8 protein-coding genes are annotated in these 14,366 nt (G+C 69.7%); 5 read left to right on the top strand and 3 right to left on the bottom strand.

Features of this window, described 5'->3' with window-relative positions; all coding sequences use genetic code 11:
- The first annotated feature begins 72 nt into the window (after positions 1–72).
- Entirely contained in the window at positions 73–2,010 is a 1,938-nt protein-coding gene (locus tag AB0N66_RS31350) for an FUSC family protein (RefSeq protein WP_365441348.1), read from the top strand.
- 73 nt (positions 2,011–2,083) lie between these two features.
- Here AB0N66_RS31350 and AB0N66_RS31345 read toward each other — a convergent pair whose 3' ends face one another.
- The gene (locus AB0N66_RS31345; protein ID WP_365441346.1) at positions 2,084–4,165 is read right to left on the bottom strand and encodes a PhoX family protein; all 2,082 of its coding nucleotides are present in this window, start codon (positions 4,163–4,165) and stop codon (positions 2,084–2,086) included.
- Positions 4,166–4,506: 341 nt separating this feature from the next.
- Between AB0N66_RS31345 and AB0N66_RS31340 the strand changes: the two genes are divergently transcribed.
- From AB0N66_RS31340 to AB0N66_RS31325, 4 genes are all read left to right on the top strand, one after another.
- The gene (locus AB0N66_RS31340) at positions 4,507–6,156 is read left to right on the top strand and encodes a VWA domain-containing protein (protein WP_365441344.1); all 1,650 of its coding nucleotides are present in this window, start codon (positions 4,507–4,509) and stop codon (positions 6,154–6,156) included.
- A gap of 161 nt (positions 6,157–6,317) precedes the next feature.
- On the top strand, positions 6,318–8,042 hold the full coding sequence (gene metG / locus AB0N66_RS31335; RefSeq protein WP_365441342.1) for a methionine--tRNA ligase: 1,725 nt from the start codon (positions 6,318–6,320) through the stop codon (positions 8,040–8,042).
- Positions 8,043–8,160: 118 nt separating this feature from the next.
- Complete coding sequence (locus AB0N66_RS31330; protein ID WP_365441340.1) at positions 8,161–8,637, top strand: hypothetical protein; 477 nt, start codon at positions 8,161–8,163, stop codon at positions 8,635–8,637.
- 94 nt (positions 8,638–8,731) lie between these two features.
- Positions 8,732–11,887 (top strand): VCBS repeat-containing protein, encoded by a 3,156-nt coding sequence (locus tag AB0N66_RS31325; protein ID WP_365441338.1) that lies wholly within the window; start codon positions 8,732–8,734, stop codon positions 11,885–11,887.
- A gap of 73 nt (positions 11,888–11,960) precedes the next feature.
- On the opposite strand, the gene AB0N66_RS31320 is transcribed toward AB0N66_RS31325, so the two are convergent.
- Both AB0N66_RS31320 and AB0N66_RS31315 read right to left on the bottom strand, forming a co-directional pair.
- Positions 11,961–12,866, bottom strand: coding sequence for a hypothetical protein (locus tag AB0N66_RS31320; RefSeq protein WP_365441336.1), 906 nt, complete (start codon positions 12,864–12,866; stop codon positions 11,961–11,963).
- Between the two features lie 313 nt (positions 12,867–13,179).
- The gene (locus tag AB0N66_RS31315) at positions 13,180–14,268 is read right to left on the bottom strand and encodes a glycosyltransferase (protein ID WP_365441334.1); all 1,089 of its coding nucleotides are present in this window, start codon (positions 14,266–14,268) and stop codon (positions 13,180–13,182) included.
- Between the last annotated feature and the right edge of the window lie 98 nt (positions 14,269–14,366).

The raw sequence follows: 14,366 nt of genomic DNA, 5'->3' as shown, positions 1-14,366 counted from the left end.
CACCGCGCACTCGTCGTCGATCTCACCCTCCACCAACAGGGCTGAGACAGAGTCGGCCGCCATACTGAGGGCATGTTCCGCCAGTTCCCCATCAGCCGCCTCACCCCTCCCGACTGGCTGGTCAGGAACCTCCAACCGAAGCCGGCCCCCATCCCCTGGGCCGCCGTCGCCCGCGCCTCGATCGCGATGTCCCTGCCGCTCGCCATCGGCCTCGCCGTCGGACAGCCGGCGTACGGCGCCCTCGCCGCGATCGGCTCCCTGACGGCGGTCATCAGCGACACCGCCGACGCCTACCGCATGCGGATCCTCCGCATCGCCATCCCCCAGTCCTTCGGCGCGGTCGGCGTCACCATCGGCTCGCTGGTGTACGGACACGGCTGGATCGCCGTCGCCGCCGTCACCACCGTCGCTCTCGTCTCCGGGATGATCTCGTCGATCGGCGCCGTGGCCTCAGTGTCCGGCCTGCTGCTGCTCCTCGACTGCGTGGTGGGCGCAGGGCTTCCGCTGCCGGGCCAGTGGTGGCTGGCGCCGCTGCTGATGTTCGGCGGCGGGCTCCTCGTACTCGCCCTGGCGCTGCTCGCCTGGCCGCTGCGGTCGGGGGTGCCCGAGCGGGACGCCGTCGCCGCGAGTTACCGGACGGTGGCCGATCTGCTCGCCGCTAGCGGGACCGCGAAGTACGACGACCTCCGCCTCGCCGTCACCGAGTCCTTCAACAAGTCGTACGACCTCATCCTCGCCCGGCGCGCCTTCCACCACGGCCGCAGCCCCGAACTGGTGCGCCTGCTGGCCCAGTTGAACGCCGTGACGCCCGTCGTGGAAGCGGCTCCGGCGGCTCACCAGTACGGCAAGCGGCTGCCGGCCGAAATCCCCGCCGCCGTACGCCATCTCGCCGAGGCCGTGGAGACCGGCTACAGCGGCCCGACAGGGCTCCACCTCCCCGTGCCCGAGAGCGAGACCGCGCGCGCCGTCGACCACGCGCTCCGGCACGCCGCCGACGTGGTGACGGGCCGGGCCCCGGACGCACGCACCATCGACGACCGGCTCGGCGGGCCCGCCGCCCTCCAGGTGCGCGCCGCCCGCGCCGCCCGCAACGTCGTCCTGTCCGGCGCCTCCTGGCGCTACGGACTGCGCCTGGCCCTGTGCATCGGCATCGCGCAGGCACTGGTCTCGACCGTCCCGGTGGCACGCTCGTACTGGGTCACCCTCACCGTCACCTTCGTGATGAAGCCGGACTTCGGGTCCGTGTTCTCCCGGGCGCTGCTGCGCGCGCTGGGCACGGTCGCCGGGCTCGTCGTCGCGGCCGGGGTCCTCGCCGCCGTGCCGGTCGGCTGGTGGGACGTGGCCGTGATGTTCGTCCTCGCGCCACTCATCCCGGTGTTCACCCCGCGTGGGTACGGCTACCAGACCGCCGCCGTCACCCCGGTGATCCTCGTCGTCTCCGACGTCCTCAACCACGAGGGCATCGCCCTCCTCGCGCCCCGCCTTGTCGACTCCCTCATCGGGTGCGCGATCGCCATCGTCGCCGGGTATCTGCTGTGGCCGGAGAGCTGGCACACCCGGGTCGGCGACCGGCTCGCGGACGCGGTCGCGGACACCGCCGGGTATGTGGAGTACGCGTTCGGCGACGACGCCGACTCCGCCACCCGCGCCCGGATGCGCCGTGGCCTCTACCGCGATCTCTCCGTCATCCGTACGGAGTTCCAGCGCGCCCTCACGGAACCCCCGCCCAGCGGCAGGCGCGCCGCCGCCTGGATGCCGCTGGTCGTCGCCGTGGAGCGGATCGTCGACTCGACGACGGCGGCAGGGGTACGGATCCGGCACGGGGCCGCCCGGCCTTCGTCCGGGGAGGTCAGCCAAGTCACCCTGCAATTGCGGGAGTTGTCCAAGGGGCTGCGCGATACGGACGTACTCTTCGAGGTCCGCACCGACCTCACCGGACCGTCGGGGAGCGTCCTGGAACCCCTGCGGCAGGAGGTCGCGGCGGCACGGGCGATCACGTCGCCGCACTGACGGTCGGCGGTACGAGGATGGGGGCGCCCCTTGGGCGAGGGGCGACGCCCCCATCCTCGTAACTGCACTGCCATCAGACGCCGATGTCGCGGCCGTCCTTGCGCCATACCGAGACGACGGCCGGGCGGACGATCCTGCCGGGGCCGTCGGGCCAGATGCTCGCCGGCTTCTCGACGGTCGCGCCGGTGATCTCGCCCGGGTGCTGGACGGAGACGAGCACGCGCCGGTCCTGGACGAGCGGGCCGCAGGTCTCCGCGCCGGTCGGGACCGTCAGGAACTGCTTCAGCTCACCGCGCCGGTCGCCCTTGGTCGCGACACCGAACAGACCGTCGTGCGAGCCGAGTTGGTTGCCGTCGGTGGAGATCCACAGGTTGCCGTGCGGGTCGAAGGCCACGTTGTCCGGGCAGGAGATCGGGCTGACCTTCTCCTTCGGGAAGCCCGCGAAGTAGGTGGCCGGGTCGGTCGGGTCGCCCGCGACGAGGAACAGCGACCAGGCGAAGGTCGTGCTCTCGGGGCGGTTGCGGCGCTCGGTGAGTTCGAGGACGTGCCCGTGCTTGTTGGCGTTGCGCGGGTTCGCCTCGTCGGCCTTGGTGTTGCTGCCGACACCGCGGTTGGTGTTGTTCGTCAGCGCGACGTACACCTTGCCGCTGGTCGGCGAGGGCTCGATGTCCTCGGGTCGGTCCATCCTGGTCGCGCCGACCTTGTCACCGGCGAGGCGCGTGAAGACGTACACCTCCTCGGCGGTCATGCCCTCGACGTGCGAGACGGCGCCCTTCGCAGTGGCCGTCGCGATCGGGATCCACACGCCACTGCCGTCGAACTCGCCGTCGGCCGGCAGCTTTCCGGTGCCGTCGATCTCGGCCGCCGGGGAGTCGCCGGTGAGCTTGGCGACGTACAGCGTGCCCTCGTCGAGCAGGGTGAGGTTGTGCTCGCGGGCAGCGCGTGAGCTGCCCTTCTTCATCTTCTTGCTGCCGACGAACTTGTAGAAGTAGTCGAAGCGTTCGTCGTCGCCGGAGTACAGGACCGGGCGGCCGTCGTCCGTGAGGCGGGCGGTCGCGCCCTCGTGCTTGAAGCGGCCCAGCGCGGTGCGCTTGCGGGGCGTGGAGGTGGGGTCGTACGGGTCCAACTCGACGACCCAGCCGTGGCGGTGGACCTCGTTCGGCTCCTGGGCGACGTCGAAACGCCTGTCGAAACGCTCCCACTTGCGCTCGGTGGCGCCGGTGCCGATGCCGTAGCGGGCGTCGGTGGGGCGGCTGCTGTTGGCGAAGTACTGGTTGAAGTTCTCCTCGCCGTGCAGCGTCGTGCCCCAAGGGGTCTCGCCGCCCGCGCAGTTGTTGAGCGTGCCGAGGACCTTCCTGCCCGTCGGGTCGGCGGAGGTCTTGAGGAGTGCCGAGCCGGCGGCCGGCCCGGTCACCTTGAACTCGGTGGTCGCGGTGACACGGCGGTTGAGGTGGTGACGGGGGACCGCGGTCAGCTTGCCGCTCCGCTTGTCCTCCTCCACCACGACGACGGACAGGCCATGTGCCGCCCAGGCGATCTCGGCCTGCTCACGGGTCGGGTTCGCGGCGTCGTACGCCTTGAACATCAGGACCTCGTCCGTGTACTCGTGGTTCGCCACGAGGATCTGGCGGCCTCGCTCACCGGGGAGCGGCAGCAGCGCCAGGAAGTCGTTGTTGTAGCCGAACTGGCCCGCCTGTGCCGCGGCGGTCTGCCTGTCCGGGTCGAAGGCGGGGGCGCCACGGAGGATGGGCTCGCCCCAGCGGATCACGACGTTCTGGGCGTACCCGTCGGGGATCACCACGGCGTCGGTGAGGTTGGGGGCGACGGGGGTGAAACGGAGGCCGCGGGCGGCCTTGGCGCTCTGGTCGCTCTTGTCGTTCTTGGAGGCCGTCTCGACGGTTGCCGCCTGCGCCTGCGGGGCGCCGGTGCCGATGACGGCGGTGCCCGCCGCGGTGGCGACGGTCACGACGGCCGCGGCCCGCATCATCGAACGGCGGCTCAGCGCGGTGGCGATCACGTCCCCGACGTACTCGTTCTCGGTGGGGTTCGGTATCTCGTGGAAACAGGCGTTGCCACAGCGGTAGAGGCAGGTCATCGCCGATCTGCCGCCGGGATGCGAGTCGGGCGTTCCGATCAACGGCAGAAGTCTGCGCACTTTGCTCTCCCCATACGGTCCCTTGGCTTGAGCATGACGCTAGGTGGTGCGTATGTGCGGAAACAGGCCAGCGGAATGAACGGAGGGTGAACCCGTGCGATCCGGAGGGGTGTTGGGGTAACGCGGGTAGCGTCGGGGACTGGTCGGCCGAGAGAGCTTACTCAAGGCGCTTACTGAGGGCGCTTGTGCGGCCGGTCACGGGTCGCGTCGGGGACGCGGTCTTGACGAGTGCGGCCCCCGTACTCCGCCCCTGCCGAAGATCACCAGCTGTGACCGCTAACCTTACGTGTCCGTCCTGGCCAGGGATTGACGGGCACCAACTCACGCGAAGGGTTGCGCACATGGGCATTCTCACCGTCTTGCGGAATGCGTTCGGCCGCTCACGCAAGGGCCGTGACACCGACGGGGAGACCTCGCGGGAGGCTTCGACTCCGACGGTTCCGGCACAGGTTTCCGCACAGGCTCCCGCACCGGAGGCCGAGCCGAAGATTCCGGCACCGTCGACCGAACTCCAGCCGGAATCAGCCACGGAGCTTCCGACTCCGGCCCCCGAGCCCAAGCAGTCCGTGGTGGACGAGCTGGTGTCGGCGGCGTTCGACAATGTGACGGTTCCGACGGCTAGGACGCCGGAGCCGGCGGCTGCGGCGGAGGTCGCGGCTGAGGTAGAGGTCGCGGCTGAGGCCAAGCCGGAGACACCCGAGCCGGTGATCGAGCCCGAGGCAGTGGTCCCCACGCCGGTCGTCGAGCCGGAAGCGGTCATCGAGCCCACGCCGGTCATCGAGCCGACGCCGGTGGTCGAGCCCGAAGCCGAGGCCGAACGGGAGGTCGCGGCTGAGGCTGAGCCCGAAGCCGAGGCCGAGCCCGAGCCGGTTGTCGAACCGGAAGCCGAGGTTGCGGCTGAGGTGGAGACGCCCGAACCGGTCGTTGAGCCTGCGCCCGTCGCCGAGGTCCCGGAGGTCTCCGAGCCGGAGGCCGAGGTCACCGAGGCGGAGCCGAAGGCCGAGGCGACTCCGGAGCCCACCGAGATCGAGGAGACCCCGGAGATCTCGGAGCCGAAGGCCGAGGAGCAGCCTGCGGCAGCGGCGGCGGCCGAGCCGACCGTCGTCGCCGCCGCCGAGGACCCCGCTCCGGTCGCCGCGAAGGCGGACGAGCAGGCGGACGTGCAAGCGCACGAGCCCGCGGCCGCCGACGGCGATGAGCCCCAACAGGGGCAACCCGCACCCGCCGACGAAACGGTCACGGGTGGTGCGGGCGGGAAGAACGACCCGGCCGAAGGCCAGGTGCCCACCCACCGACCGGAGGCCGAAAAGACCCCGGAGCCCGAGGCTGAGGCCCTCACCCCGGCCGCCGCCGAGGCCGACGTACCCGCAGGCCTCCTCACCGCTTACGCCGAAGCAGCCACCACCCTCAAGACCCAGAACCTCACCGGCACCCGAGCCAAGGTCTACCTCGTCCTCGACCGCTCCGCGAGCATGCGCGCGTACTACAAGGACGGCTCCGCCCAGGCCCTGGGCGAGCAGACCCTCGCCCTCGCCGCCCACCTCGACCCCGAGGCCACCGTCCACGTCGTCTTCTTCTCCACGGAGCTGGACGGCACCGGCGAGCTGACCCTCACCGACCACGAGAACAAGGTCGACGAACTTCACGCCGGCCTCGGCCGCATGGGACGTACGAGCTACCACGCGGCCGTGGAGGAAGTCCTCACGCACTACCAGAAGTCGGACAGCACGGCCCCCGCCCTCGTCGTCTTCCAGACGGACGGCGCCCCGGACGCCAAGACCCCCGCCACCCAGTCCCTCACGGACGCGGCGAAGAACCACCCCGCCGTCTTCTTCTCCTTCGTCGCCTTCGGAGAGCAGGACAACAAGGCCTTCGACTACCTCCGCAAACTGAAGACCGACAACACGGCCTTCTTCCACGCGGGCCCGACCCCGCGCGAACTGACGGACGCCGAGGTCTACGAGGGCGTACTGGCGAACTGGCGCCCGTAACCCCACCAGCGACTCACCACGGCCGCCCGCTTCCCACCCCGTAAAACGGGAAGCGGGCGGCCTACCCATGTCGGCTAGAATTTCAAGGTTCGTAAGACGATCGACGACACGACCTGAAACGACGATCGTCACCCCACGTACCGACTTGGGAGCAGCCCGCGATGGCTCGACACCTCATCACCAGCGCCCTTCCGTATATCAACGGGATCAAGCACCTGGGCAACATGGTGGGGTCCATGCTCCCGGCGGACGTGTACTCCCGGTACCTCCGCCAGCGCGGTCACGACGTCCTGTACATCTGCGGGACGGACGAGCACGGCACCCCGGCCGAGCTGGCCGCGAAGGAACAGGGCCTCCCGGTCGACGAGTTCTGCGCGCAGGCGCACGACGCGCAGAAGGCGGTGTACGACGGCTTCGCGCTGGCCTTCGACTACTTCGGTCGCAGCTCCAGCCCGCAGAACCGCGAGATCACCCAGCACTTCGCCCGCCGCCTGAACGAGAACGGCTTCATCGAGGAGCGCGAGATCCGTCAGGTGTACTCGCCGACGGACGGCCGTTTCCTCCCGGACCGTTACGTCGAGGGCACCTGCCCGCACTGCGGCTACGACAAGGCGCGCGGCGACCAGTGCGAGAACTGCACCCGCGTCCTGGACCCGACCGACCTGATCAACCCGCGCAGCGCCATCTCCGGCTCCACCGATCTGGAGGTCCGGGAGACCACGCACCTCTTCCTCCTCCAGTCGAAGCTGCAGCACGAGGTCGAGGCGTGGATCGACGAGGTCAGCGACGAGTGGCCGCAGCTCGCCTCCTCCATCGCCCGCAAGTGGCTGACCGAGGGCCTGCACGACCGCGCGATCACCCGTGACCTGGACTGGGGCGTCCCGGTCCCGGCCGACACCTGGCCGGAGCTGGCCGCCGCGGGCAAGGTGTTCTACGTCTGGTTCGACGCGCCGATCGAGTACATCGGCGCGACCAAGGAGTGGTCCGACCTGGAACCGGAGAACCGGGACTGGAAGTCCTGGTGGTACGACGCCGACTCCGGCGAGAACCCGGTCCGCTACACGGAGTTCATGGCCAAGGACAACGTGCCCTTCCACTCGGTGATGTTCCCGGCGACCGAGCTGGGCGTCCGCGAGCCGTGGAAGAAGGTCGACTATCTGAAGTCCTTCAACTGGCTGACGTACTACGGCGGAAAGTTCTCCACGTCCCAGAAGCGCGGTGTCTTCACCGACGCCGCCCTGGACATCCTGCCCGCCGACTACTGGCGCTACTTCCTGATCGCCAACGCCCCCGAGTCGGACGACTCGTCCTTCACCTGGGAGCACTTCACGGCGACGGTGAACAAGGACCTGGCGGACACGCTGGGCAACTTCGTCAACCGGGTCCTGTCCTTCTCCCGCAAGCGCTTCGGCGACGAGGTCCCGGCGGGCTCGGAGGCCGGTGCGGCGGAGGCGCGGCTCGGCGAGGAGATCGCGGGCCTGCTCGCGGAGTACGAGACCCAGATGGAGGCGCTCCAGTTCCGCAAGGCGGCGGCCGCGCTGCGCGCCCTGTGGTCGGCGGGCAACTCCTACCTGGAGGAGAAGGCCCCCTGGCTGGAGATCAAGACCGACCCGGACGGCGCGGCCCTGACCCTGCGTACGGCGATGAACCTGATCCACCTCTACTCGGTGGTGTCGGAGCCCTTCATCCCGGCCTCGGCCGCGGCCATGCGCTCGGCCTTCTCCCTTGCCGACGACACCGCGACCTGGGTGACGGCACAGGGGGCGAAGGCGCTGACCGCGGTCCCCGCCGGTACGGCCTTCACCGTTCCCCCGGTCCTCTTCGCCAAGATCACGGACGAGGATCTGGAGTCGTACAAGGAGCGCTTCGGCGGCGCACCGGAGTAGTCACGGTGTTGTGAGGTGGGCCCGGCATCCTTGTGGAGCCGGGCCTCTTCACAAAATCCGTCGGGCTGGAAAGCGCCCCCGGCGCTGGCATGTTCGCGACCACCCGTATGGTTTCGCCATGGCAGTCCCCGAGGTCATCCCGATCGCCTACGAACCACACCACCGCACCGAGGCCATCGGCCGCTACGCGGATGGTCAGTTCCTGGCGTCGGTCACGTACGCCTTCCCCGAAGGGTTCCGTCCCGACGACGGCTGGGAAGAGCACAAGCGCCTCTACACGGTGCTTCACACTTTCGACGCCGAGGGCCGGTACCGCGACTCGGAGATCTGGTGCGCGGGCACCTGGGCCGAGCAGCACCACGCCCCGCACGCCGAAGGCTCGGTCCTCGCCCGAGCCGAGGCCCACCTGGGGAAACTCCTGCGAAGCCTCCCCCGGCGCTCCTACATGGACATCGCGATCCGCCCCTTCCAAGTCACCGTCGACGGCGTCCTGTTCGGCCTGGTCCTCAAGGAGGACGAGGGCGAGACCTGGGCGGAGCTCTACCCGGACCGCCTCGGCTTCGGCGAGCCCTGGGACGGCTCGTACGACACCTGAGCGCGCGGCGTCCCGGCGGCCCGACCTCGTAACTCCCTGGTAGCATCCGCTCTCTTGTGCGAGGGAGGGGACCCTCGCGGGGAGGGACTTTCAAGTGGGCAGACACGCCCTGAGACGGGGCGGTCTGACCGCCGCCGTCTCCGCATTCGCGGTCACCGTCGCGGCCGTCACCATCTACTCCGAGGGCGGCGGTTCCGCCGAGGCGGTCACCACGGAAGCCGCCGGCACCACGGAGATCACGCTCGTCGACCCGAGCTCGACCACGCCACGCGCCGACCGGCCGCTCAGCGCGGGCGAGACCGGTTTCCTGCACCGGCAGAGCGGGGTCGCCGGACTGCTGTGGACGGACTACGCCACCGGTGCCACCGTCACCGTGGAGAACTCGAGCGGCGTCTACACGCCCTCGGCGCCCTGCGCGTCCCTCGGCTCGACGTGCCGGACCGCCTGGTACGGATCGGACGGCGACCTGGTCGCCCTGCCGACGGCCGCAACCACCAAGTCCGTCACCCTCTGGGACCCGGCGACGCGCGAGACGTCGACCTTCACGTCCTCCTACGAATACCGGGCACTGGCCGGGGACACGGTCGTCACCGAGAGCACCCTGATCGACACCGTGGACGGCGTACGGCGCTCTCGCACCATCACCGGCCTTGGCAACGGGTTCAGCATCAGTGCCTCCGAGATCGTGGCCGCGGACTCCGGCGGTGTGCTGGGGGCGTCCGGCAGTTCCCTGTTCTACATCGACGTCGACACGGCCGTCGTCACCCAGGCCTTCACCGACCTCGACGCCAACGCGTTCCACGTACAGAGCGAGGACCGGTTCGGCTGGTACGACTCCTACACCGGCGACCTCCACCTCAAGTCCCGTACCGACCCGGCCGGGGCGGAACAGGTCGTCGACCTCCCGCCGGTCACGATCATCGGCCAACCGGCCCTCGGCACTCTCGACGGCGAGCCGGTCCTGATCGGCGACTGGCTGCTGCTGCCCACGAACACGCGCACCGGCAGCGGCACGGCGATCACTGCTCACTCACTCGCCGACGGCTCCACGCGGACCCTGCCGGCCGACGCCGGCGAGTACGCGATTCCCGCCCCCGGCGACGACGCCCTCGTCACGGGCGGCACCGGCGCCACCGACTGGTGGGTGCAGCGAGCGAGCCAGGCGGCGGACGGCTCCCTGGAGCTGACGAAGGTGCGCGAGATCCCGGCGACGGAGAACGACAAGACGGGCCTCGCGCTCAGCCGTGGCAGCCTGCGCGTGGCCGAGAACAACCCCTCCTCCACCACCAGTGACACCACATCGGTCCGGACCCTGACCACGGACGCCGGCAGCACTCTGACCCCCTCCGCCGCCACGGCGGGCTCCTCGGTCGCCGCCGCGTGCCCGTACCCCGGCACCAGCTGCTCGGTGGTGTGGGGCAACCGGGGCTACTACCCCGAGGACGTCTATCTCAGGGCGGCCGACGTCAGCGGCACCTCGGCCGGGGACACCCTGGTCAAGATCGGTGACGGCAACGGGGTCGTCGAGCTGGAGTTCGCGCCCCAGGGCGGCGCGACCGTCGACGTCTCCGACGACTACGCGGTCTACAACTCCGGCGGCACCGCGCCCACGCAGTACGTCGGCAACTTCAACCAGGGTCAACTGCTGAAGCGTTCGACCCGCGCCGCCGCCCTCAACGGCACCACCCTCTGGAGCGCCACCACCACCGCCGGCAGGATCACCTCGTACAGCCTGACCTCGGAGAAGACCCTCTCCACGGTCACCATCCCGGGCGCGGGCTGCATCCCGACCGAACTCCAGGCGGCGGGCCGCTGGGTGTACTGGGCCTGCGGGACGACCTCGGCGGGCGTGTACGACACCAAGGCCGGTACGTCGGTCGCCACCGAGCCCGGTGACGTGCTGCTCGGCGACGGTTTCGCCGTGCGCCACGACCACGCCACGGACGAACTCGTACTGACCGACGCGACCACCGGCTCCACCCGCGTGCTCGCCGCCGGGCTCCCGGACTCAGGCCTGGCCGTCGACCGCCGCTTCCGCTGGGCGGTGGACGAGTACACGGGCCTCGTCGCCTGGTTCGACACCTATGAGCGGGCGCACGTCGCGACGACCGGGGTGACCCCGTCCGCCCCGACCTTGTTCGACGGCTTGGGCGACTACTACCTCTCGCCGAAGTCGTCGGACACCGATTCCAAGACCTGGAACGGGAGTTGGCTGCTTTCCCGCCCGGTCACCTCGTGGTCCCTGACCTTCACCTCGGTCCAGAGCGGCGAGACCGGCAAAGCCACCCGCACGGTCACCGGCGGCGCCGTCACAGCCTGGCTGGAGACCGCCTGGAACGGGAAGACAACGGACGGGACCTACTTCCCCAACGGGGAGTTCAAATGGACCCTCAGGGCGACCGGCCTCGGCAGCACCACGGCGGCCACGGTGGCCACCGGCATGACCTACGTTGAGGGCGGCGCGGCGGTACGCCACGACTTCGACAGCATCGAGGGCTACCCGGACGGTGACGGCGACCTCCTCACCCTCAGCTCCTCGGGTGCCCTGACCTACCAACTCGGCACCGGGGGCGGCAAGTTCTCCGAGAAGACGACCGGCACGGGCTGGGCCACCACGATCAAGGCCATCCCGTTCGGGGACCTCAGCGGCGATCGCTGCAACGACGTCCTGGTGCGGCTGAGCAGCGGGGCCCTGCGCCTCTACAAGCCGGGTTGCGGTGCGGCGCTGAAGCCGTCGACGTCGTACACGACGCTCAGTACCAGCGGCTGGAACCAGTACGACATCCTCACCTCGCCCGGAGACATCAGCGGTGACGGTCACCCGGACCTGATCACCCGCAACACCTCCACCGGCGCCGTCTACCTCTACAAGGGCACCAGTACCGGCAAGCTCTCCGCCCGCGTGAAGCTCTACGACAACTGGAAGACGTACAAGAAGGTCGTCGGCGTCGGTGACCTCAACGGCGACGGCATCGGCGACCTGATCGCGCAGGACAAGGCCAACGCCCTCTACCGGTACTACGGCAAGGGCAACGGCACCTTCGCGGCCCGCGTGAAGCTGTTCGCCGACTGGGGCGGCTCCTACAACGTCATCGTCGGAGTCGGCGACCTCAACCGCGACGGCAAGGCCGACCTCGTCTCCCGTGACACCAGCGGCAACCTCTGGCGCAACTACGGCAACGGTGCCGGGTCGTTCGGGGCCCGTACGAAGATCGGCACCGGCTGGGGCGGCTACAAGTCACTGTCCTGACCGCATGACCGTGCGGCGCCCCGGGGGCTTTGCGACCCCGGGGCGCCGAGGGTATGCGGGGGTCAGGAGGGTGTCAGGAACCCTTCCTGTTCGCCGGGAGTCCGTTCAGGGAACCGATCATGTTCAGGTCGCCCTTGGATTTGATGATGGCGCGGTTCACGACCGTCGGTGCGTCCACCGGGTGCCATTCTTCGGTCCAGTCGAAGTTGTTGCCGTTCGTGTCGCCCAGCGTCTCCCAGATGTCGCCCTCCGTGGTCACGACCTTGATCGAGGAGTCGTTGCCCTGGGCCGAGATGGAGATGCCACAGGCGTTGTCGGGGTAGCTCCCGTTGTCGCTGAGGTTCGTCCACGCGTAGTCGCCCAGATCCGGCTGGTTGTCCCTGCGCCCGGCGTACGCCACGCCGTCGAGGAGAAGAGCGCTGAACTCCTCGGAGTCCGAGGGCTCGTAGGTGTCGATGTCGGTGCAGGGGCCCGTGGCGCCGGTGGCACCCGTTGCGCCGGTCGCACCCTTCGGTCCGGTCGGGCCCGTGGCGCCGGTCGCACCCGCGGGACCCGTCGGGCCGGTCGCGCCGACGGCACCCGTCGGGCCTGTGGCACCGGCTCCGGGCCCGGTCGGACCTGTCGGACCCGTCGCACCCGCACCGGTCGCGCCCGTGGCACCCGTCGCGCCGGTCGGACCCGTGGGCCCCGTAGGCCCGGTCGGTCCGACCTTGCACTTGTCGTGGGCCGAGTCGGCCACGGGCCCGACGGTCATCCCCTTCGGCCTTGGCTTCGGCCTCGGCTTCTTGCAGGGGTCCCCTGTCGACGGGCTCGACACGGTGGTCTCGGTGGCCGGATCGGCGGTGCGCGCCATGGCGCCCGCGGGGGTCGCGATGCTCGAGAACACGAGTGCGAGCGAGGCGATGGTGCCGCCGGCCAGCCATGCGTTCCGTAGGGGAAGCGGACCGAATGGGGATCGTTTCCGGTGTTCAGGTCTCATGCACTGCTCCTCACGATGTGGATCGAGTGATGTTCCGAAAGCACGTTCGAGATTCCATACCGGAAGCACGTTCGAGCCTCCTCCGGCAACATCGGATCGCAGGAGCAACGCCTTAAGAATTTCGCGGAGGTATCAACATATCGGCGTACCGGGCATCCACAGATGGATGCGTGCGCGACAGCGAATTCGGAGCCGCCTACCGGCGAGCCTTCACAAGGCCCGGGGCTCCTGCGTCTACGGTCTCCCCGCCCGAACCGCCGGGAGTGGTGTTGCCGTTCGGCCGCCCGTCTGCCTCTGCGTGACCCCGGCGAGGTCAGGCGTTCACCAGTTCGCATTCGGTCGGTTTGCTTCGGGCGAACTCGAGGTTGCGGGTCACACGCTCGCGCTGTCCGTCGGGCAGCTTCCCGCCGTCGAGGAGCCGCTCGCAGCAGGCCATGGACTCCTCGTAATTCCCGGTCCAGTACGCCGCCACCGCGAGCTCGTCGAGTGCGCGCCAGTCGTACCAGTCGAACTCGACGAACAGGATGTCGCTCGGATACGGGATCTGCGCCGCGGCCTTCGCGAAGAGGTGGGCCAGCGGCCAGCGCGGGCCGTTCTCGCGGCAGAAGCGCGCCAGATCGCCGAGGGCTTCGGCGCGCGAGGGCCGGCTCTCGTGGGCGCGGAGATAGCGGTCCATCACCTCGGCGGCCGGCCTTTCGAGCCCTGCCGCGAGCCGCGCGGCATAGAGATGGGCGCAGAAGACCTCCTCGTCCCACCCGCCCATGGCCGCCCGGCGGTCGTAGGCGGCGAGTGCCTTCTCCGGCTCGCCGGCGTCGCGCCGGCTCTGCGCGAGATAGAAGACGTAGCGGGCGTTGTCGGGCTCCTTGACCAGGCCCTCCTCAAGGATCTCCGCATCGCGCAGGTACTTCTTCCGCTGACCTTCCCTCAGGCGCGCCCCGCCTCCCACGGAGAGAATGTTGGCGCCCTTGAACGTCCCGCGGCTGTACTCCTTCCCGCAGTCGAGGTACTCGTGCAGGACACCGACATAGCGCCAGGGCAGCCGGGTCGAGACCAGGGCCGGGCGCCAGTGGATGATCGGCCCGTCGTGGAGGGCGACGCGATAGGCGTCGTGGGTCAGCTCCGGCATACGGAACCCCTCCGCCACCTCCATCAGGTCGTCGGCGTCGATGAACAGCAGGTAGTCCGCACGGTCGCGGGCGAGATCGATCGCTTCACTGCGGCTCCCGTCGAAACCCTTCCAGGGCCGCTCGTGCAGAGCGCCGGGCAGATCCCCGAGAACCTCACGGATGACGTCCTGAGTGCCGTCGGTGGAGCCGGTGTCCAGGATGACCCACGTATCGATGAGAGGACGTACGGATTCCAGACAGCGGCGAATCACCGGCGCTTCGTCTTTGACGATCATGTTGAGGCATACCGTTTGATTCACGATCCACATCAAATTCCAGCTCCCCGGCATGAAGGCCTGAGGCGCGCCGAGCCGAAACGGGAATGACGCGTGTC

The sequence above is a fragment of the Streptomyces sp. NPDC093544 genome (assembly GCF_040683495.1).
In the GTDB taxonomy this organism is placed as follows: Bacteria; Actinomycetota; Actinomycetes; order Streptomycetales; family Streptomycetaceae; genus Streptomyces.
The sequence above is the reverse complement of the archived record's forward strand: the minus strand, read 5'-3'. Positions and strand labels throughout refer to the sequence as shown.